This is a genomic window from Serratia sp. KH_031 (assembly GCF_057839655.1).
The window spans coordinates 2,795,069-2,814,646 of the sequence record NZ_CM174496.1; the positions used below are offsets into that span (position 1 = coordinate 2,795,069).

The 19,578-nt window shown below is 51.2% G+C and carries 17 protein-coding genes and 1 riboswitch; of the genes, 13 read left to right on the forward strand and 4 right to left on the reverse strand.

Annotated features, from left to right (window positions below; translation table 11 throughout):
* Positions 1 to 301 precede the first annotated feature (301 nt).
* The 4 genes from pabB to AC3ISQ_RS12635 all read left to right on the forward strand — a co-directional run bounded on the left by pabB (position 302) and on the right by AC3ISQ_RS12635 (position 5,722).
* Entirely contained in the window at positions 302 to 1,675 is a 1,374-nt protein-coding gene (pabB, locus tag AC3ISQ_RS12620) for an aminodeoxychorismate synthase component 1 (RefSeq protein WP_489346938.1), read from the forward strand.
* Positions 1,672 to 2,250 (forward strand): CoA pyrophosphatase, encoded by a 579-nt coding sequence (locus AC3ISQ_RS12625; RefSeq protein ID WP_489346940.1) that lies wholly within the window; start codon positions 1,672 to 1,674, stop codon positions 2,248 to 2,250. Before pabB ends, AC3ISQ_RS12625 begins: the two co-directional genes overlap by 4 nt.
* Positions 2,251 to 2,518: 268 nt before the next feature.
* Positions 2,519 to 3,883 (forward strand): L-serine ammonia-lyase, encoded by a 1,365-nt coding sequence (gene sdaA / locus AC3ISQ_RS12630; RefSeq protein WP_489346942.1) that lies wholly within the window; start codon positions 2,519 to 2,521, stop codon positions 3,881 to 3,883.
* Positions 3,884 to 4,144: 261 nt separating this feature from the next.
* Positions 4,145 to 5,722 (forward strand): EAL domain-containing protein, encoded by a 1,578-nt coding sequence (locus AC3ISQ_RS12635; protein WP_489346944.1) that lies wholly within the window; start codon positions 4,145 to 4,147, stop codon positions 5,720 to 5,722.
* Positions 5,723 to 5,756: 34 nt separating this feature from the next.
* Here AC3ISQ_RS12635 and AC3ISQ_RS12640 read toward each other — a convergent pair whose 3' ends face one another.
* Positions 5,757 to 7,307, reverse strand: a complete 1,551-nt coding sequence (locus AC3ISQ_RS12640) for a TerC family protein (protein WP_489346946.1) — start codon at positions 7,305 to 7,307, stop codon at positions 5,757 to 5,759.
* A 590-nt stretch (positions 7,308 to 7,897) separates the two neighbouring features.
* Here AC3ISQ_RS12640 and manX point away from each other — a divergent pair.
* The 5 genes from manX to mntP all read left to right on the forward strand — a co-directional run bounded on the left by manX (position 7,898) and on the right by mntP (position 12,083).
* Positions 7,898 to 8,857, forward strand: coding sequence for a PTS mannose transporter subunit IIAB (gene manX, locus AC3ISQ_RS12645; RefSeq protein WP_489346948.1), 960 nt, complete (start codon positions 7,898 to 7,900; stop codon positions 8,855 to 8,857).
* Positions 8,858 to 8,920: 63 nt separating this feature from the next.
* Complete coding sequence (locus AC3ISQ_RS12650; RefSeq protein ID WP_489346950.1) at positions 8,921 to 9,721, forward strand: PTS mannose/fructose/sorbose transporter subunit IIC; 801 nt, start codon at positions 8,921 to 8,923, stop codon at positions 9,719 to 9,721.
* 15 nt (positions 9,722 to 9,736) lie between these two features.
* Complete coding sequence (locus AC3ISQ_RS12655; RefSeq protein WP_489346952.1) at positions 9,737 to 10,597, forward strand: PTS mannose transporter subunit IID; 861 nt, start codon at positions 9,737 to 9,739, stop codon at positions 10,595 to 10,597.
* Positions 10,598 to 10,654: 57 nt separating this feature from the next.
* The gene (locus AC3ISQ_RS12660) at positions 10,655 to 11,113 is read left to right on the forward strand and encodes a DUF986 family protein (RefSeq protein WP_489346954.1); all 459 of its coding nucleotides are present in this window, start codon (positions 10,655 to 10,657) and stop codon (positions 11,111 to 11,113) included.
* A gap of 206 nt (positions 11,114 to 11,319) precedes the next feature.
* Positions 11,320 to 11,502, forward strand: a riboswitch (yybP-ykoY riboswitch).
* Between the two features lie 11 nt (positions 11,503 to 11,513).
* Entirely contained in the window at positions 11,514 to 12,083 is a 570-nt protein-coding gene (gene mntP / locus AC3ISQ_RS12665; RefSeq protein WP_489346956.1) for a manganese efflux pump MntP, read from the forward strand.
* A 50-nt stretch (positions 12,084 to 12,133) separates the two neighbouring features.
* On the opposite strand, the gene AC3ISQ_RS12670 is transcribed toward mntP, so the two are convergent.
* Positions 12,134 to 12,691, reverse strand: a complete 558-nt coding sequence (locus AC3ISQ_RS12670; RefSeq protein ID WP_489346958.1) for a HutD/Ves family protein — start codon at positions 12,689 to 12,691, stop codon at positions 12,134 to 12,136.
* A complete protein-coding gene (locus tag AC3ISQ_RS12675) occupies positions 12,691 to 14,061 on the reverse strand; it encodes a formimidoylglutamate deiminase (protein WP_489346960.1) in 1,371 nt (456 codons plus the stop codon). The genes AC3ISQ_RS12670 and AC3ISQ_RS12675 overlap by 1 nt, the downstream gene beginning before the upstream one ends.
* A gap of 211 nt (positions 14,062 to 14,272) precedes the next feature.
* On the opposite strand from AC3ISQ_RS12675, the gene hutC reads away from it, so the two are divergent.
* The 4 genes from hutC (at position 14,273) to AC3ISQ_RS12695 (ending at position 18,894) form a co-directional block, all read left to right on the forward strand.
* Positions 14,273 to 14,989, forward strand: a complete 717-nt coding sequence (gene hutC, locus AC3ISQ_RS12680) for a histidine utilization transcriptional repressor HutC (protein ID WP_489353270.1) — start codon at positions 14,273 to 14,275, stop codon at positions 14,987 to 14,989.
* Between the two features lie 136 nt (positions 14,990 to 15,125).
* Complete coding sequence (gene hutI, locus AC3ISQ_RS12685; protein WP_489346962.1) at positions 15,126 to 16,343, forward strand: imidazolonepropionase; 1,218 nt, start codon at positions 15,126 to 15,128, stop codon at positions 16,341 to 16,343.
* Positions 16,343 to 17,146 (forward strand): N-formylglutamate deformylase, encoded by an 804-nt coding sequence (hutG, locus tag AC3ISQ_RS12690; protein WP_489346963.1) that lies wholly within the window; start codon positions 16,343 to 16,345, stop codon positions 17,144 to 17,146. The genes hutI and hutG overlap by 1 nt, the downstream gene beginning before the upstream one ends.
* Before the next feature lie 203 nt (positions 17,147 to 17,349).
* Positions 17,350 to 18,894 carry a serine hydrolase domain-containing protein gene (locus AC3ISQ_RS12695; RefSeq protein ID WP_489353271.1) on the forward strand — a complete coding sequence of 515 codons (1,545 nt, stop codon included), beginning with the start codon at positions 17,350 to 17,352 and terminating at the stop codon, positions 18,892 to 18,894.
* A 12-nt stretch (positions 18,895 to 18,906) separates the two neighbouring features.
* Here AC3ISQ_RS12695 and AC3ISQ_RS12700 read toward each other — a convergent pair whose 3' ends face one another.
* Positions 18,907 to 19,419: an anti-virulence regulator CigR family protein gene (locus AC3ISQ_RS12700; RefSeq protein ID WP_489346965.1), complete on the reverse strand. Its 513-nt coding sequence runs from the start codon at positions 19,417 to 19,419 to the stop codon at positions 18,907 to 18,909.
* Positions 19,420 to 19,578 lie beyond the last annotated feature (159 nt).

The window sequence follows — 19,578 nt, forward strand, 5'->3', positions numbered from 1 at the left end:
GTTAAAACAGCGGAAAGAGAAAAAATAATTTCATCAAGAAACTAACCGTAATAGTTTATATTTTTTGAATACAGTTATTGCTTTCTTCGTTTATTTCTTAGTGTAGGAATAATTATTTTAAACAGAACAGAGTATAGTTTAATACGCAAAAAATGCTTCTACCGAAAAATTATTTAACGCTAGTTTAAGCAGTGTGCACCTGTTGTACGTTGCTCTTTCGAAGCAAGCGGTGCGCCAACCGGGGGATTGTGGCACAATAGCGGGCAGAAATTGCCCTCGTCAGCCAGGTTTATTGATGCCCATGAGTGGAACTGCCCCAAATCTTAAATCACTGCCCTACCACCGCGATGCCCTATTGAAGTTGTTCACGCCACTCGCGCAACAACCTTGGGCGATGCTGCTGCATTCTGGCTTTGCCGAACATTCTCACAATCGTTTTGACATTCTGGTTGCCGATCCTTGTGCAACGCTCACGACGCGTGGGCAAAACACGGAAATCTACCAACAAAACACAACGGTTAACTCGCAAGACGATCCGTTCCAACTGTTACAACAACAGTTGCAAAGCCTTGGCTTGCGGCCAACGAGCAATCCACAATTGCCATTCCAAGGCGGTGCATTGGGTCTGTTCGGCTATGACTTAGGGCGTAGAGTAGAAACGTTACCGCAAGTGGCTAAGAGAGATATCGCCCTGCCCGATATGGCGATAGGGATCTACGATTGGGCGCTGATTGCCGATCACCATCAACAGCGGCTGACTTTATTAAGCCATGCGGATGTTGAACAACGCTGGCAATGGTTGAATCAGCAGCAGGCGAAACCGCAATCAGCCTTCGCATTGACCAGTCACTGGCAAGCGAATATGAACCGCGAGCAATATGGTGAAAAATTCCGCCGAATTCAAGACTATCTGCGCAGCGGTGATTGCTATCAGATCAACTTGGCGCAACGCTTCTCCGCCCATTATCAAGGGGACGAATGGCAAGCCTTTTGCCAATTAAGCGCCAGCAATCGCGCTCCGTTCTCTGCTTTTCTGCGCCTGCCGGAAAATGCCGTTCTTAGCGTATCGCCGGAACGCTTCCTGTGGTTGGAAAATCAACAGATTCAGACCCGCCCGATTAAAGGCACCTTGCCGCGTTTGCCTGATCCGCTTGCCGATGCCCAGCAGGCGGAACGTTTGGCTAATTCGCCAAAGGATCGAGCGGAAAATCTGATGATTGTTGATCTGCTACGTAATGACATCGGCCGCGTGGCCGAGCCGGGTAGCGTACGCGTTCCTGAATTGTTCGTGGTTGAGCCTTTCCCGGCGGTGCATCATTTAGTCAGCACCATTACCGCCACGCTACCAAACGAAACGCCAGCAACCAAGTTACTACGCGCCTGTTTCCCCGGAGGTTCGATTACCGGCGCCCCCAAAGTTCGGGCAATGGAGATCATCGAAGAGCTGGAGCCCCAACGACGTAACGCCTACTGCGGCAGCATTGGCTATATCAGCGTCTGTGGCACCATGGACACCAATATCACCATCCGTACTTTGATCACCGAGAATGGCAAGATTTACTGCTCCGCTGGCGGTGGGATCGTTGCCGATAGTCAGGAATCCGCGGAATATCAGGAAACCTTCGATAAAGTCGGCCGCATCTTGCCACAACTGGGGGAGTTTAGCGTTTCGTGAACCCATCGCTCTATCCGTCTACGCTGGACGAATTTATCAATCGTTTCCAGTTACAGTTACCGCAGGCGGTACAGATCTCACGCCAAGTACGCCCTGCTGCGGTATTAATCCCGATCGTCTGTCGCCCGGAGCCAACGCTGCTGTTAACTCGTCGTGCCGATTCACTGCGCAAGCACGCAGGTCAGGTGGCATTCCCTGGCGGTAAAGCCGATGCGCAAGACCGTTCGCCCATTGCCACCGCGTTGCGCGAAGCACAAGAAGAAGTGGCGATCCCTCAGCAATTGGTCAAGGTTCTCGGCCAGATGGCGCCACTCGACAGCAGTACCGGTTTTCAAGTCACACCGGTGGTCGGTCTCATTCCACCCGATATATTATTCCGTGCCAATGAGGGCGAAGTGGCCGAACTGTTCGAGATGCCACTGCACGAAGCGCTCACCTTGTCGCGCTATCATCCGCTGGATGTCCATCGTGCTGGTCACGCCCATCGCATTTATCTTTCTTGGTACCAAAGCCAGTTTATCTGGGGGCTGACGGCAGCCATCATCCGGCGTTTAGCGCAACAGGTCAGCCTCTAAGCCATGATAGAAGTCACAACCTAGCGGTGCTTTTCGTGCTTTTGTCAGGGAAAGCGATCGCCATCACTCCAAACGATTGCGTTTTAAACTACCTTTCACAGCATCAATCTTTTAAAAAAACTGTAAACTCACTCTCAAACATTACGAAATACCTGTAAAATAATATCATCCGGGATAAACCACTAAAATCATAAGGGGAATATCCCGGCTACCTGTACGGTCTGAAACCCGTGCAGCCATAATCTATATCTCTTTAAGGAGTTTTAGCGTGATTAGCGTTTTCGACATGTTTAAGATCGGCATCGGCCCGTCCAGCTCTCATACGGTTGGACCGATGAAAGCCGGCAAACAGTTTGTCGACGATCTGGTAACTCAAGGCCTGATGCCTTCTATCACGCGTGTGTCTGTAGATGTTTACGGCTCACTTTCATTGACCGGCAAAGGTCACCATACCGATATCGCTATCATCCTCGGCCTGGCAGGTAACATGCCGGACACCGTGGATATTGACGCGATCCCGGGCTTTATTCGCGATGTAGAGCAACGTCAACGCCTGATGTTGGCTAACGGCCAGCAAGAAGTCGATTTCCCGCGCGACGGCGGCATGATTTTCCGCAGCGACAACCTGCCGCTGCATGAAAATGGAATGCAAGTCCATGCCTTCGCTGGCGACAAAGAAGTGTATACCAAGACTTATTACTCCATCGGCGGCGGTTTTATCGTTGATGAAGAGAATTTCGGTAAAGACGTATCTTCTGAAGTGACGGTGCCTTACCCGTTCCACTCTGCCCGTGAAATGCTGGATCACTGCCGTGACACCGGTCTTTCTCTGTCTGGCATGGTGATGCAGAACGAACTGGCGCTGCACAGCAAGCAAGACATCGAAACTTACTTCGGCAATATCTGGCAAACCATGCGCGCCTGTATCGATCGCGGTTTGAATACCGAAGGCGTGTTGCCCGGCCCATTACGCGTTCCACGCCGAGCCTCGGCATTACGTCGTCTGTTAGTTTCTTCCGACAATTTGTCTAGCGATCCGATGAATGTGATCGATTGGGTGAACATGTTCGCTCTGGCGGTTAACGAAGAAAACGCCGCGGGTGGCCGAGTAGTCACCGCACCAACCAACGGGGCTTGTGGTATCGTGCCTGCGGTGCTGGCGTACTACGATCACTTTATCGAATCCGTCAGCCCAGAGACCTATATTCGTTACTTTATGGCCTCTGGCGCTATTGGTACGCTGTATAAAATGAACGCCTCTATTTCTGGTGCCGAAGTCGGTTGTCAGGGCGAAGTGGGTGTAGCCTGTTCCATGGCCGCGGCTGGTTTGGCAGAATTGCTCGGCGGTAGCCCTGAGCAAGTTTGTGTGGCGGCAGAAATCGGTATGGAACACAACCTGGGGCTGACCTGTGACCCGGTTGCCGGTCAGGTACAGGTTCCTTGCATCGAACGTAACGCCATTGCCTCGGTTAAAGCGATCAACTCCGCGCGCATGGCATTGCGCCGTACCAGTGAGCCGCGGGTTTCACTGGATAAGGTGATCGAAACCATGTACGAAACCGGTAAAGACATGAACGCCAAATACCGCGAAACTTCACGCGGTGGCTTGGCTATCAAGGTTCAGTGCGATTAATCTCTCCATCCCGCCTTAACCGGCGGGATTTTTTTATTATCATCATCAATGTATAGGCTATGTTGTTACAACGTCACCAATCTCCTTTTCTTGGCAATCCAATGGTTAACCGGCAAATTACCTCTCTGTTTTCGCAATTGAAATAATTTAATGCGTTATCATAATTCTTGCGTACTAGCTGGCTAGAATTAGCCTAGCGTCATTTTATAGGGATCTTGTAGACCAGACGTCAGGTCTACTTGCCCGACAAGGATTTACTGGATGTTGATGTCCCAACTGGCTGCAACAAAATATCGTCACTACCGCTGGCTGTTAGCCGGAACGGTTGGGTTGCTAATCTTACTGGTCTCGTTGTTTGCCCGTTATTATCAAGAAGTTAAGCTTATCGAACGCAACCAGCAGGCGCTGGCTACCCGTACCATCAATAAAATCAATCAGATATTAATTCCGGCGCAACAACAGGCCGAACACTCAATGGATTTGTTAACGCAAGATTGCCGTAGTGCGCAATCTGATCTGCGTTTCCGCACGGCACAAAATCAAGCACTACGCGCCATACTGTTGGTCAAAGACGGGATTATCTACTGTTCCAGTCTGTTTGGTCCGCGCAGTTATCGCTTCGCCTCACTCTTTCCAGAAAACCATAACAAATTACAGCTAGCATTACGCCCCTCATTGGCGGTAGATAAAGGTGTACCGACGTTGATTATGTGGACACCACAACTGCCATTAGCCACGGCAGGTATTTTGCATGTGTTTAATATCGAGTTATTAGCCAACTTTCTGCTCGAACCCCAATTGCCTTACGCTCAGCGCATTGTGTTAAACGTCGCGGGTAATAGTTTGGAGTATGGGCAGCGTGCGATTTCACAAAGTCACGCTCAGGCTAAAGGCTGGATCAGTACCATTGCCTCTGCACGTTATCCCTTCTCGATTTCATTGTACGGCCAAAAAGCCAGTTCACTCGCTCTGGCTAGCCTACCCGCACATATTCCACTCGCTTTATTGATTAGCCTGTTGGCGGCTTACGTCATTTACTTACTGACCGCCAATCGTATGAGTCTGGCGTATCACATTGGCCACGCCATCACTCAGCGGGAGTTCCGCGTCTATTGCCAGCCGGTTATCCATGCAGAAAGTGGTCGTTGTGTGGGGGTTGAAACGTTAATGCGCTGGAAGAAAAAACGTCAAGGATGGATACCGCCGGATGTATTTATTCCACTGGCCGAACAGCATGGTTTAATTATTCCGCTCACTCGTTATCTCATGAAGACGGTGGTGAATAATCTGCACCTGTTCCCACCGCGCCCTTCGTTTTATATCGGTATTAATATTGCCGCTGAACATTTCAATCAGCAGATAATCATTGAAGATATACGGAAAATTTGGCTACCCGCCAACCCAATGCCCTCGTTGATGCTAGAACTAACCGAACGCAGCGCGCTGACCGATATTCCTGCTGAGCAAATTAAAGAGCTAAAAAAGCTTGGCATCATGTTGGCGATTGATGACTTTGGTACTGGGCACAGTTCGTTGAGTTACCTGAAAAAATTCAGTCCCGACGTTTTGAAGATCGATCGCAGTTTTACTGCCTCCATCGGTACTGACGCCATCAATGCCACCGTCACCGATGCCATTATTACCTTGGCGCAACGCCTACGATTAAAGCTGGTAGCGGAAGGCGTCGAGACCCTAGAACAGGTGGATTACTTACGTTCGCGAGAAGTGAATGCGCTGCAAGGGTATTACTTTGCTAAACCGATGCCGATCAACGTGTTCCCACTGTGGTTACAGCAATATGAAGGTCATCAACGAGGAATGGATAATACCGAGGAATGATGACCGAGGGAGAACTCCCTCGGTCATATAACGATTACTGGTCTTCTTCCTGATGCGTGACCAACTTGGTAATACGCACCATTTCAATACGGTAATCAGAGGCTGACAGGATTTCGAAGCGCAAATTATTTAGCTCTACGACGTCACCCACCACTGGCATCTGGCCATAGTGCGCCAGCAACAGACCGGCCAGTGAAGCGTAATCTTCGGTCGGACTGACCAAATCATCGCAATTCAATTCCTGTTCTAACGAGTGCAGATCGGCACCGCCTTGCACCAACCAACTATCACCATCGGTAACGATGTCCGGCGTTTCATCCTCGTCCGGGAATTCACCCGCGATGGCTTCCAACACGTCCAGCGGCGTGACTAAGCCTTGCACCACACCAAACTCACTGGTGACCACCACCAAACGTCCTTTAGCACGACGTAACACGGCGAGCAGGTTAATCACGTCCATGGTGTCTGGCACCACGATCGGCGGCGTGCGCGCAGCAAACTCAGCGATATCCGCGCCCTGCTCCAGCGCCACCAACAGATCTTTGGCGCGAACTACGCCGATAATCTCGTCCAGTTCGTCACGGCACACTGGGAACAGGCTGTGCGGCGTGTCCAATAGTTGGGCACGCACTTTTTCCCGTGAACTTTCGCAATCGACCCAAGAGATTTCCGTCCGCGGTGTCATCACGCTACGCAGTGAACGCGAGGCCAACGTCAATACACCGCTAATCATGTAACGTTCTTCGGCGGCAAACTCTTCTTTAGCCGGGCGTTGCACGATGGTCTCATCATCTTGCTGCTGCTGACGCTGTTGCCCCATCAGACGCATAATCGCTTCGGCGGTACGTTCACGCATCGGTCGATGCGCCTGATGTTTGATAAAGTTGCGACGCGCAACCTGGTTGAACAGTTCGATCAGGATCGAGAAACCAATCGCGGCGTACAGATAGCCTTTCGGAATGTGTAGACCAAAACCTTCGGCAATCAGACTCAAGCCGATCATCAACAGGAAGCTCAAGCACAGCACTACGATAGTCGGGTGTGCGTTGACGAAGTTAGTCAACGGCTTCGAAGCGAGCAACATCACGCCCATCGCAATCACCACTGCCGCCATCATTATCGGTAAGTTGTTAACCATACCGACCGCCGTGATCACCGCATCCAGTGAGAACACCGCATCAAGGATCACAATCTGCACCACTACGGTCCAGAACTTGGCATATCCGCGATTATTGCCTTCCTGGTGCGGTTGCCCTTCTAATCGTTCATGCAGCTCCATGGTAGCTTTGAACAACAGGAAAATCCCCCCGAACAGCAGGATCAGATCGCGCCCGGAGAAGCTGAACTCCCCGACGCTAAACAGCGGTGTGGTCAGTGTAACCATCCACGATATGACCGACAGCAAGCCCAAGCGCATTAACAGCGCCAATGACAAACCAATAATTCGCGCCTTGTCACGCTGCTTTGGTGGCAACTTATCGGCCAGAATGGCGACAAATACCAAGTTATCGATGCCCAGTACAATTTCCAAAACCACCAACGTAAGTAACCCAGCCCAAATCGAGGGGTCCATTAAAAATTCCATGTCAGACTCCGAAAAAAAGACAGGTTGACTGAGTAGCACTCAGACGTGACGGTGCTTGCGCAAAAATTGCGACAGTAGAAAAAGCAAGGGATCGGGATGGTATTACCGTGATATGGCCGATCGGCCGCGTAAGTTGTACAACGCCAGCAGGTGGCGGATGAAACCTTGAAGAACAGTAACTTCGGTGACAGTCCATGCAGAGGGCTGAAGCCCTTCACTCCTTAGTAATGAAAGAAGAAAGCACTCTAGCAGGAATTTTTTCACCCGAAAAGAGGGTTTTAGTGCTGCGCGACTCTTCTTGTAACACCTCTGTGGTTTAATTCATCAAACAAACGTCATAAGTGTTATCTGAATCATTTCAGCCATCAATAACGGAGCGATGTCACAAAATTTATTTTTTCACTGACTAAAATAAATGGCGCTAACGAGGATTAATACGCAGGTTTTTGAAACTGCGGCAATAACTGTCAGTGTGCGTTTCCTTTTTTCAACCATACTGTATTTGACTTATCTGTGTCACGGTCAATACAGACAATAAGGCCGAAGGAAATTGCATAAGATGTGCCTGAAGTTCAACGAGGAGGTAGCGAGTGGCAATAGCTATTATCATCGGCACACATGGGACTGCAGCAGAACAACTGCTAAAGACAGCGGAAATGCTATTGGGTGAGCAGGATAACGTCGCCTATATCGATTTCGTTCCCGGTGAAAATGCCGAAACATTAATTGAGAAGTACAACGGTAAAATCAGTGGACTGGACACCAGCGGCGGTGTTCTGTTTCTGGTAGATACTTGGGGCGGCAGCCCGTTCAATGCGGCTAGCCGTGTCGCTGTCGATAAAGAAAACTATGAAGTCATCACCGGAGTGAACATTCCGATGCTGGTGGAAACCTTCATGGCCCGCGATGACAACCCGAGTTTTAGCGAACTGGTTGCCTTGGCGGTAGAAACCGGTCGTGAAGGCGTAAAAGCACTCAAACAACCGGCTCCAGAAAAGGCCAAACCCGTAGCCCCTGCACCAAAAGCCGCAGCCCCGCAGGTTCCTCTTGGTCCTAACGATCATATGAAAATCGGTTTAGCACGTATCGATGATCGCTTGATCCACGGCCAAGTCGCAACTCGCTGGACTAAAGAAACCAATGTCACCCGCATTATCGTGGTCAGTGATGAAGTGGCTGCCGATCACGTGCGTAAAACCCTGCTAACTCAAGTGGCTCCTCCGGGCGTGACCGCTCACGTGGTTGACGTTGCCAAGGCAATCCGCGTGTGGGACAACCCGAAATATGCAGGCGACCGTGTGATGCTACTGTTCACCAACCCGACAGATGTCTGGCGTTTGGTGGAAGGTGGCGTCGATATCAAATCGGTCAACATCGGTGGTATGGCATTCCGTCAGGGTAAAACTCAGGTAAATAATGCCGTTTCCGTTGATGAAACAGACATCGAAGCGTTTAAAAAACTAAACGAACGCGGTATCGAACTGGAAGTCCGCAAGGTTTCCTCTGATACCCGGTTAAAAATGATGGACCTGATTAACAAACTCAATTAATGGCGTGTTGCTGTTGATTTTTTACTCAGAGATCTTTTTGGTCATAGTCATAGGAGAAGTACAATGGAGATCACCACTCTTCAGATTGTGCTGATATTTATCGTTGCCTGTATTGCCGGGATGGGTTCCGTTCTGGATGAATTCCAGTTCCACCGCCCATTGGTCGCTTGTACCCTGATCGGTTTTATCCTCGGTGATATGAAAACCGGCATCATCATCGGCGGTACGCTGGAGATGATCGCACTGGGTTGGATGAATATCGGTGCTGCCGTTGCACCTGATGCTGCTTTAGCTTCTATCATTTCTACCATTTTGGTTATTGCCGGTGGGCAAAGTGTCGGTGCTGGTATTGCCTTGGCGATCCCTCTGGCTGCCGCAGGCCAGGTACTGACTATTATCGTCCGTACCCTGACCGTGGCCTTCCAGCACGCCGCTGACAGTGCCGCCGAACGGGGTAGCCTACGCGCCATCACGTGGTTGCACATTTCCGCCCTGCTGTTACAAGCCATGCGTATCGCCATTCCAGCGGTGATTGTGGCAGTGTCCGTCGGGACTTCTGGCGTCCACGCGCTGCTTAACTCAATCCCTGAAGTGGTTACCAGCGGTCTGAACATCGCCGGTGGCATGATCGTGGTAGTCGGTTACGCGATGGTCATCAACATGATGCGCGCGGGCTACCTGATGCCATTCTTCTATGCCGGTTTCGTGACGGCGGCCTTCACCGAGTTCAACCTGGTCGCACTGGGTGTGATTGGTGTGGTGATGGCAATCCTCTACATCCAGCTCAGCCCGAAATACAACAAACAACAGGGTGTTCAGGCCGGCCCGGCGCAGCCTAACGATCTCGATAACGAACTGGACTAGGAATAGGTGAGAGAAATGGTTGATACAACTATCGCTGAAACAAAAACAGCTACAAAAAAACTCACACCCGCCGACATCCGTGGTGTGGTCATGCGCTCCAACCTGTTCCAAGGTTCGTGGAACTTCGAACGTATGCAAGCGTTGGGTTTCTGCTTCTCAATGGTGCCGGCGATCCGTCGTCTGTACCCAGAGAACAACGACGACCGTAAACAGGCGATCAAACGTCACCTAGAGTTCTTCAACACCCACCCTTACGTCGCAGCGCCAGTGCTGGGCGTAACCTTGGCGATGGAAGAACAACGAGCCAATGGCGCACCGATCGACGATGCAGCAATCAACGGTATCAAGGTTGGTCTGATGGGGCCATTAGCCGGTGTGGGTGACCCTATCTTCTGGGGGACCATGCGTCCGGTGTTTGCTGCCCTCGGTGCGGGCATCGCGATGACCGGTAGCCTGCTCGGGCCGATCCTGTTCTTCGTGCTGTTTAACTTGGTACGTTTGTTGGTGCGCTATTACGGCGTGGCCTACGGCTACCGCAAAGGGGCTGATATCGTTAACGATATGGGCGGCGGCTTCCTACAAAAACTGACGGAAGGGGCGTCAATCCTCGGCCTGTTTGTGATGGGGGCGCTAGTTAACAAATGGACGCACGTTAACATCCCGCTAGTGGTATCGAAAATTACCGACCAAACCGGTGCGGTAAAAATCACCACGGTGCAAACCATCCTCGATCAGTTGATGCCGGGGCTGATCCCGCTACTGCTGACCTTCGGTTGTATGTGGTTGCTGCGCCGAAAAGTCAACGCGTTGTGGATCATCATGGGCTTCTTCGCGATTGGTATTTTCGGTTACTGGATCGGTTTGTTGGGCCTGTAATTTATTGAAGCAATGCCGGGGGGCAACCCCCGGCTTTTTATTTTTGGGAGTGGTGGGATGTCGCTGACGGATGCAGTTCTGATTCTCTTTATTGTTCTAATGTTAATCTATGCGCTGTACGACGAGTTTGGTATGGATAAACGCCATGGCAAAACCTTGTTGAAGGTGCCGCTCAAGCGCCGTAACCGTATCGACAGCCTAATTTTTGTCGGCCTGCTCGCCATTCTGATTTATCAAAATGTGATTGCCAGTGGTACCCTACTCACTACTTGGTTGTTAATTTCATTAGCCTTAGTCGCCATATATATTTCGTATATTCGCTGGCCGAAATTACTGTTTAAATCGCAAGGTTTCTTCTACGCTAACGCTTTTATTGAATATAAACGTATCAAGGCGATGAATTTATCGGAAGACGGTATTTTAGTGATTGATTTAGAACGCCGTAGATTACTTATCCACGTTACCAATCTGGATGATTTAGAGCGAATTTATAAATTTTTTGTTGATAATCAGTAAATAACCTTCGATAACTTCCATTCTCACGGCGTGTGAGGTTATTTTAATCACCACGCCTTATGCCCTTCGATTATTATTTCCACAATATTGTTACTATTATTAGCTTATTTTTCACTCTAGAATAGATTAATGAAAATAATTCTCAATATCATAAGAATATTCCACGGAATAAAAGATTGCCCTGCGTAAAAATATTATGTTAAGGTTGCGCCGTCATTTGGGGAGTAGCCGGTTTCTACACAAAAACAGTGTGGAAACGCTCGTATCAACATACTCGTTTCATTCATGAAACGTGGTGCGAGCAGCCGTTAAGGTTGGCGAGACCATAGACACGTAGCTCCGTCGTATGGTTGGGGGTGGGTTACGTGTATATGGAGCCGCCCGGCCAGGACTATTTCAAATGAATCTATCCGCTACCGTTATTCTTGCTTTCGCCATGTCTATGGATGCTTTCGCAGCCTCAATCGGCAAAGGCGCTACCCTGCATAAACCTCGTTTTCGTGAAGCTCTGCGCACTGGTTTGATCTTTGGCGTTATTGAAGCTATTACCCCACTGATCGGTTGGGGCATCGGCCTGTTCGCCAGCCAATACATTATGGAATGGGATCACTGGGTCGCTTTCGCTCTACTGTTTATCCTCGGTATGCGCATGATCGTTGAAGGTATACGCAACAAACCGGAAGACGTCGAGAAAGTGGGTCGTCACGGCTTCTGGGTGTTGGTCGCCACCGCTATCGCCACCAGTTTGGATGCTATGGCTATCGGCGTCGGATTGGCCTTCTTACAAGTGAATATCGTACACACCGCAATGGCCATTGGCCTCGCCACCATGATTATGGCCACGCTGGGTATGATGATAGGTCGCTTTATCGGCCCGTTGCTGGGTAAACGTGCAGAAATTATTGGCGGCGTAGTATTGATCGTGATCGGCTTTAATATCCTGTTTGAACACTTGGGTTATTTGGCTTAACAATTTGATTTCAGTCGCGGTGATGCTACCGCGACTGAAATAATCAAAATCTATACTGGATCAATATCCGCCCACAGAGCCAGACACTCCTCACCCTGCGGTAACAGTTGCCCACCGCGTTCTTGCTCTAACCACCAGCCACCCTGCCGTGGTCCAAAAGTCTCACCGGCTAACCGCCACTCACCTTGCAAGATATACAACACACCCGCGTGATGTATCGGCAGCACTTTGGCATGTGTCACACGCCGTACATTCGCCGCCCAGTGTCCGCGCCGTGTCATAATATTAAAATCCTGACTGCTACCGCCGAGCAACGTTGCGTTCAGCGCCACATCGCCGGAGAAAGCAAACGGCTCGCCAATATTTTGCAAACGGTGGTCGATCTGCCCAGCGCTATACAAACGCACACCATCACCTTCCAGCAAGGTAATCGAACGATCAATACCGCTAAACGCAGAAAAAGGTCCATCTTGCGCGATAGTGGCGATACTGGCACGCCAAGCAAAATCTTCACCCATCGGCTGGCAGACGATTTCTCGCGTTTCGCCACCGCCGTTACGCCACGGACTGACCGGTAAACTGTCGAAATCAAAACGATGAATTTGCATTATGCCTCCTGTTGGAAGGTTTTCAGCACCGACAAGAATTCTGCGTTGCTCTGCTGTTGCAGAACATGACGCCCTTGATCGATCACCTGTTTACCGCCGACAAACACATCGCGAATTTGCTCTTTACCACCAGCAAATAACCAACGGTTAAGCAGCGAAGCATCCGACGCTGCAGCTAAATACGGATCGTCGCCATCCAGCACCAGCCAGTCAGCACGATAGCTACTTTGCAGTTTGCCGATCGGCACGCCACAAGCCTGCGCGCCCCCTTGTAATGCCTGCTGATACAACACATCCGCCACCACTGGTTGTTCTGGCGTGGTCAAGCGGTTACGGCGCTGATCGCGCAGGCGCTGCCCGTATTCGAACCAGCGTAGCTCTTCCACCACGTTGAGTGAGACATGGCTATCGGAACCAATCCCCCAACGACCTTGATGATGCAGGAAACTATCGCCGGGGAAGATACCGTCGCCCAAGTTAGCCTCGGTAGTTGGGCACAGCCCCGCCACCGCTTTACTGTGAGCCAGCATTTCCAGCTCACTACGATCCAGATGCGTGGCATGAATCAAACACCAGCGTTGATCCACCGGTAAATGCTCATACAACCAAGCCACCGGGCGCTGTCCACTCCATGCCAAACAATCATTCACTTCTTTTTGCTGTTCCGCGATATGGATATGCACTGGCAATTGCTTATCCGATGCCTCAAGAATCCGTTGCATCTGCTCCAACTCCACCGCACGCAGCGAGTGGAAGCACAGCCCTTGATTTTGCAGCGGTTGATGTGCAAGGTGGCGCGCGACTGCCTGTTGTTGCTCTAAATAACTTTCTGCGTCCTGAAGAAAACGCTTTTGCCCCGGCTGTGCTGGCTGCGCACCAAATCCTGCGTAGCTATACAGTACTGGCAGCATAGTTAGGCCAATGCCCGCCTGTTGCGCCGCCTGACTCAAATGCCCTGCCATTTCCGCACGGTCGGCATAAGGATTGCCATCTGCCGCGTGGTGCAGGTAGTGAAACTCCGCAACTTGGGTATAGCCGCCTTTGAGCATTTCGATATACAGTTGACGAGCGATTATCCCCACCTGATCCGGCGTTAGGCGTTGCACTAGGCGATACATCAGATCGCGCCAAGTCCAGAAGCTGTCCTGTGGATTACCGGCTACCTCCGCCAAACCCGCCATCGCACGCTGGAAAGCGTGTGAGTGCAAGTTTGGCATGCCCGGCACCACATCGCCGTGCAAGCGGATACAACCTTCAGGTTCGGAGTCAGGTGTCACTTGGGTCAGATGGCCTTGTGCGTCAACATCCAGCCGGACATTATGCGCCCAGCCAGCGGCCAGCAGTGCGCGAGGGGCAAAATAAGCAGGCATGGCAATATTCCACAGTGGGTGTAACAACGAATCACATAGCGAACATGTGAATTTTTTGTAAGCCAATTGCATTAGTCTGGTGAATTGGCGCTAACTTGTATATACATATACATATCTCCAGCAGCAACTGTAAACTAGTGTTATTATTTTTTTATTTGACGAGGTTAACGCTGTGGTTGATCAAACGACCGTGCTACAACTGGCTGCTGCAATGAGCGATACCCCCGCCCCTATCTATCAGCGGGTGAAGCAAGCGATCGTAAACCAAATCCGTGCCGGGCATTGGCAACCTCATCAACGCGTGCCTTCAGAAAGCGAACTGGTCGCCGAATTGGGCGTCAGCCGCATGACCATCAACCGTGCGTTGCGCGAGCTCACCAGCGAAGGATTTTTGATTCGTATGCAAGGCGTTGGCACTTTCGTCGCCGAAGCCAAAGCTCATACTGCATTGTTGGAAGTGCATAATATCGCAGATGAAATCGCGGCTCGCGGTCATCGCCACAGTAGTAAGATACTCGATGTCACCGCCCGCCCGGCGACAGCAGAAGAAGCCGCCGCACTGGGGATCGCCCCCGATCAGCAACTGTTTTATTCGCAGATCGTCCATTATGAAAACGATATGCCAGTGCAATTGGAAAATCGTTGCGTTAACCCGATTGTGGCTCCCGATTATCTGCAACAAGATTTCGATCGCGTCACGCCTTATATCTACCTGACCCAGTCCGCACCGCTAACCGCGGGTGAGCACATTGTCGAAGCGGTAACGCCAACCAAGCATGAACGCGAGTTACTGCAATTGGCCGATCACGAACCTTGTTTGCTGATCCACCGCCGTACTTGGTCGGGCAAAACCGTCGTCACCTCTGCGAATCTGCTCTACCCCGGTAGCCGTTACCAACTGTTTGGCCGTTTCACCAATCCCGCCTAATGACCTTTCGGGTGTAGGACTCTGCACCCGTTATCACATTTTGATAACAAATCCCGCGACTACCTCTTGTGACAAATTGATGAATAAGCTAGCTTGTTTTTAATTGTATATACAACCATGTGGGAGTTAACACGTCATGACGTCAGAGATCCTCTGCGACAGCCTGTGGTATGGCGCCGATATCGTCACCATGCGTGACGGCAAGTATCACATCATCAACGATGGCGCGATTGCAGTGCGCAACGGCAAGATTGTCTGGCTCGGTGAACGTGAATCCATCCCGGTGATTAGCGCCGCCACCACGCACGAATTTACCGGCGGTATCATCACTCCCGGCTTTGTCGATTGCCATACGCATTTGGTGTTTGGCGGCAACCGCAGCGGTGAATTTGAACAACGTCTGAACGGCGTCAGCTATGCCGAAATCGCCGCTCAAGGCGGCGGCATTATCTCGACGGTAACAGCCACCCGCGCCGCTGATGAAGAGTTATTGTTGGAACAGGCACAGGCTCGCCTGCAACCGTTGCTGGCCGAAGGCGTGACCTGCATAGAGATCAAATCCGGTTATGGATTGACGCCAGACGACGAACTGAAAATGCTGCGCGTGGCGCGTACCTTAGGCGAGAAATTGCCGGTCGAGGTGAAAACCACCTGTCTGGCAGCTCATGCATTACCGCCGGAATACGCCGGCCGCGCCGATGACTATATCGATCTGGTCTGCAACACCATCATCCCGCAAGCCGCCGTACAAGGGTTGGCTGATGCGGTAGACGCCTTTTGCGAGCATTTGGCGTTTTCACCACAACAGGTTGAAAAAGTCTTTGCCGCCGCTGAGAAAGCCGGTTTACCGGTCAAACTCCACGCAGAGCAGCTTTCCGCACTCGGGGGCAGCGCACTGGCCGCACGGCACCATGCACTTTCCGCCGATCATTTGGAATACGCTACCGAGCAAGACGCCAAAGCCATGGGCGATGCCGGTACAGTCGCGGTTCTGCTGCCGGGGGCTTATTACCTGCTGCGTGAAACTCAATGTCCGCCGATCGACTTATTCCGCAAACACAGCGTGGCGATGGCCGTTGCCAGTGATGCCAATCCGGGCACCTCTCCGGCACTGTCACTGCGTTTAATGCTCAATATGGCCTGTACACTGTTCCGCCTAACGCCGGAAGAAGCACTGGCCGGTATCACAATACACGCCGCCAAAGCGCTGGGCTTGCAGGACAGCCACGGTTCTCTTGAGATTGGCAAAGTCGCAGATTTCGTTCATTGGCCGCTGGCACGCCCGGCAGAATTGGCTTACTGGTTGGGTGGACAACTGCCCTGTACGGTGATTTTCCGAGGAGAAGAACGTTAATGGCTATTCGCGATCCTTTAAGTTTTCAGGCGGGAACTATTCCGCTGCTCATCAGCATCCCTCACGCGGGCACACAACTAACTCCTGTGGTCGAAGCCGGGTTAAGTGAAAAAGCCCGTCCGTTGCCGGATACCGATTGGCATATCCCACAACTGTATGATTTCGCCCGCCAGATGGGTGCCAGTATTTTGGTCGGCAACTATTCGCGCTTCGTGATCGATCTTAACCGCCCTGCCGACGACAAGCCGCTGTACACCACCGCGACTACCGGGTTATATCCAGATGTCTTGTTCGACGGTACGCCAAGTTTCCTGCCGGGTAAAACGCCATCAGACGCTGAACGAGCGACTTATTTACAACACATTTGGCAGCCTTATCATCAACAGTTGCAGGGTGAACTGGAGCGTTTGAAAGCCAAGCACGGTTACGCGCTGTTATTCGACGCACATTCTATCGCTTCAGTGATCCCACGCCTGTTCGACGGTAAATTGCCAGATCTGAACCTGGGAACTAACAGTGGGGAAAGTTGCGCGACAGCATTGAGCAATCTTCTCGTGGCCTGCTGCGAACAACAGCAACAGTTCACCCACGTACTCAACGGTCGTTTCAAAGGGGGCTATATCACTCGTGCCTATGGCCAACCACAGCAAAATATTCACGCGGTGCAATTAGAATTAGCGCAGGTGAATTATATGTCTGAGCAATATCCGTTCGCGTTCGATGCACCACGCGCCGCGCAGCTGCAACGCCTATTGAAACAAATGATCGAAAGCATGATCGAATGGGGTGAGCAACCGCGTTAAATCACCTTCGTTCAACGGGGAGCCAGCCTTGACTCCCCGCCTATTATCTAGATTTGTGTACCAGCTCGCATTTTTACCGAAAATACGCCCCTCCCTGCTAAAACTCCGCACGAAACAGCGGCTTTGAGTTCGTTGTCTGCGACACAATTCGTCAAAAAGCTGTTTAATTTTAAACTGATTTTTCGACTGCTCTGGAGGCAATGATGTCTGACTCCCCACTCAATTGGCGCGCTGCTCACGCTGCCGCTCAGCAGTTATTGGCCGATTGGCAACGCCAAGGAGAACCTGGTGGCGCCATCACCCTGTTTGATGCTCACGAAACGAAAGCCGTCGCCTGCGCCGGTTTAGCTGATCTGACCCGCAACGAGGCTTTCACCGCCGACAGCGTGGTGCGCTATGCCTCGATCACCAAACATATCTTTGCCGCACTGGCTCTGAATGCCACCAATAACGTGCTGAGCCTGGACGATCGCCTTGGCGATTTGTTACCTCAGCTCAACGGACAATTGGCTGACGTGACTGTCGGGCAAGCATTAGATATGACCAGCGGGTTGCCAGACGTGCGCGAAACCTTGGCTTTGCTGGGGATCTCGGTGAATACCGTCAGCGACGCACAACCGGTCATGGAATTTCTCTACGGTCTAACAACATTAAATTATCCGGCTGGTAGCGAGATCAGCTATACCAACACCGGTTATCGTCTGGTGGAGGCAGCGCTAAAAGCTAAAGGGCATGATTTCAATACGTTAGTACAACAACATATCGCCCAACCACTCGATGTTCAGCTCCATGCACCGGAAAATTGGTTCGATATCGTCCCAGGCTTAGTGCCCGGCTACTGGCGTGCTGAACAAGGGTGGCAACTGGCGACCGCCGGATTACACCTTTCTGCCTCTGGCAGTTTGACTGGCAGTGCCAACGCCCTCACCCGCTGGCTGCAATGTCTACTGGCGGATAAAGCACCGGGCAAAGGTGTATTGGCGCAGTTAAGCGCGCCACGCTTTTTAGCCGATGGACAACAGAGTGCCTACGGTCTGGGACTGGCGCGAACATCGCTAGGCGAACACCCACTCTTGGGGCACGGCGGCTCTCATGCCGGCTATAAAACCTATTTCTTACTCGCGCCCGAACGACAAGCTGGCGTGGTACTGGTCGCGAACCGGGAAGACTGCGATAGTTTCGCCATCGCCTTACAGGTTATGGCTGAGCTATTGGGAGAAACGGTGCCCGCAGCAGGCCATCAGATCCCGGACGGTATTTACGCCACGGTGGCAGAACCTTACTGGCTGGAGGTCAAAAACGGTCGAGTGGCCTATTTAGGTAGCGATGAGACATTGTATCCAGATGCCGAAGGTTATGCCGTGTCGCTATCAGCCCATAAGCCTTTGCGTTTGAAATGGACGGGTTCTGCAGTAGAAGGTGAAGCCTGTCATGTCACAAGGACGTTCTTGCCGGTAGCGACCAATCAGGAGTGCCTGAAACATGTACAGGGGATCTGGTATCACCCGCACTATCGCACCGCATTTGAAATTCGTGGAGATAAGATTTATATCGGTACCGGTCCAGCCATGCATACTGGTACCTTGAGTTCATTCGGTCATGGTCGAATGCTGGTAGAAAGCCAAGACGGCCCGTGGTTAAAACGTTTTTGTCTGTATTTTCGCGGTTACCATGTCGATATGGTCGCTAACCGCAGCCGGGCGCTGACGTTCAAACGCAGCACCACGGCCGGGAATGCTATTCACTAGTCAAACAAGTAACTAGTCAAACACGCCATTGATGACGGATGCGACGATGGCGGTACTCAGAGCCACCAGCACTAAATCGTCGCCGACAATACGCCATTCATAGCCAGGATAGGACGGAAGGTCGCCTAGCATAGATGCAGGGACGGTTTTCTTGGCAATACCCGGAGGCAATGGTTTGCCACGTGCCAGGTTTTTCGCGATACCCGGAGGTAAAGCTTGATACCCGACTAACCCGTAGTTAACCGCCAATGGACGCACGCGATCAAACGAAACATTGACTGAAACTAGGTCGCTGTCTCCGTTCTTGGCTTTATTGCCCTTGGTGCTATCGCCGCTGTTACCTTTGTTGCTTTTATCCTTACCGCTATTACCGTGGTTGCCGCTGTTGCCATGGTTACCACTATTGCCATTACCATTACCTCCACCATTGCCATTTCCGCCTTTATCTGCGAAAACCGGCGCCGAAGAGAGTCCCAGAGAAGCAATCAGGGCTAATACTGTTAACGTTGTACGACGCTTGTTCATGTTGTTATGTCCAGTGTGAGGAGCTGATAAAATTATAGCTTTCATTCGCCCCATAAATCATGCGGACAAATCCTATATTTTAGAACTCCCCAATTTCCTAAGATTAATCCATATTTAAATAAGTAAAATTTATCCAAACGCAAAATAGCTCGAAAATCA

Bases quoted from the DNA above. Each gene is read 5' to 3' on its own strand.
- pabB (WP_489346938.1), top strand. From the start codon at position 302: ATGAGTGGAACTGCCCCAAATCTTAAATCACTGCCCTACCACCGCGAT.
- AC3ISQ_RS12635 (WP_489346944.1), top strand. From the start codon at position 4,145: ATGTTGATGTCCCAACTGGCTGCAACAAAATATCGTCACTACCGCTGG.
- AC3ISQ_RS12640 (WP_489346946.1), bottom strand. From the start codon at position 7,307: ATGGAATTTTTAATGGACCCCTCGATTTGGGCTGGGTTACTTACGTTG.
- AC3ISQ_RS12650 (WP_489346950.1), top strand. From the start codon at position 8,921: ATGGAGATCACCACTCTTCAGATTGTGCTGATATTTATCGTTGCCTGT.
- AC3ISQ_RS12655 (WP_489346952.1), top strand. From the start codon at position 9,737: ATGGTTGATACAACTATCGCTGAAACAAAAACAGCTACAAAAAAACTC.
- AC3ISQ_RS12660 (WP_489346954.1), top strand. From the start codon at position 10,655: ATGTCGCTGACGGATGCAGTTCTGATTCTCTTTATTGTTCTAATGTTA.
- mntP (WP_489346956.1), top strand. From the start codon at position 11,514: ATGAATCTATCCGCTACCGTTATTCTTGCTTTCGCCATGTCTATGGAT.
- AC3ISQ_RS12670 (WP_489346958.1), bottom strand. From the start codon at position 12,691: ATGCAAATTCATCGTTTTGATTTCGACAGTTTACCGGTCAGTCCGTGG.
- AC3ISQ_RS12675 (WP_489346960.1), bottom strand. From the start codon at position 14,061: ATGCCTGCTTATTTTGCCCCTCGCGCACTGCTGGCCGCTGGCTGGGCG.
- hutC (WP_489353270.1), top strand. From the start codon at position 14,273: ATGAGCGATACCCCCGCCCCTATCTATCAGCGGGTGAAGCAAGCGATC.
- hutI (WP_489346962.1), top strand. From the start codon at position 15,126: ATGACGTCAGAGATCCTCTGCGACAGCCTGTGGTATGGCGCCGATATC.
- hutG (WP_489346963.1), top strand. From the start codon at position 16,343: ATGGCTATTCGCGATCCTTTAAGTTTTCAGGCGGGAACTATTCCGCTG.
- AC3ISQ_RS12695 (WP_489353271.1), top strand. From the start codon at position 17,350: ATGTCTGACTCCCCACTCAATTGGCGCGCTGCTCACGCTGCCGCTCAG.
- AC3ISQ_RS12700 (WP_489346965.1), bottom strand. From the start codon at position 19,419: ATGAACAAGCGTCGTACAACGTTAACAGTATTAGCCCTGATTGCTTCT.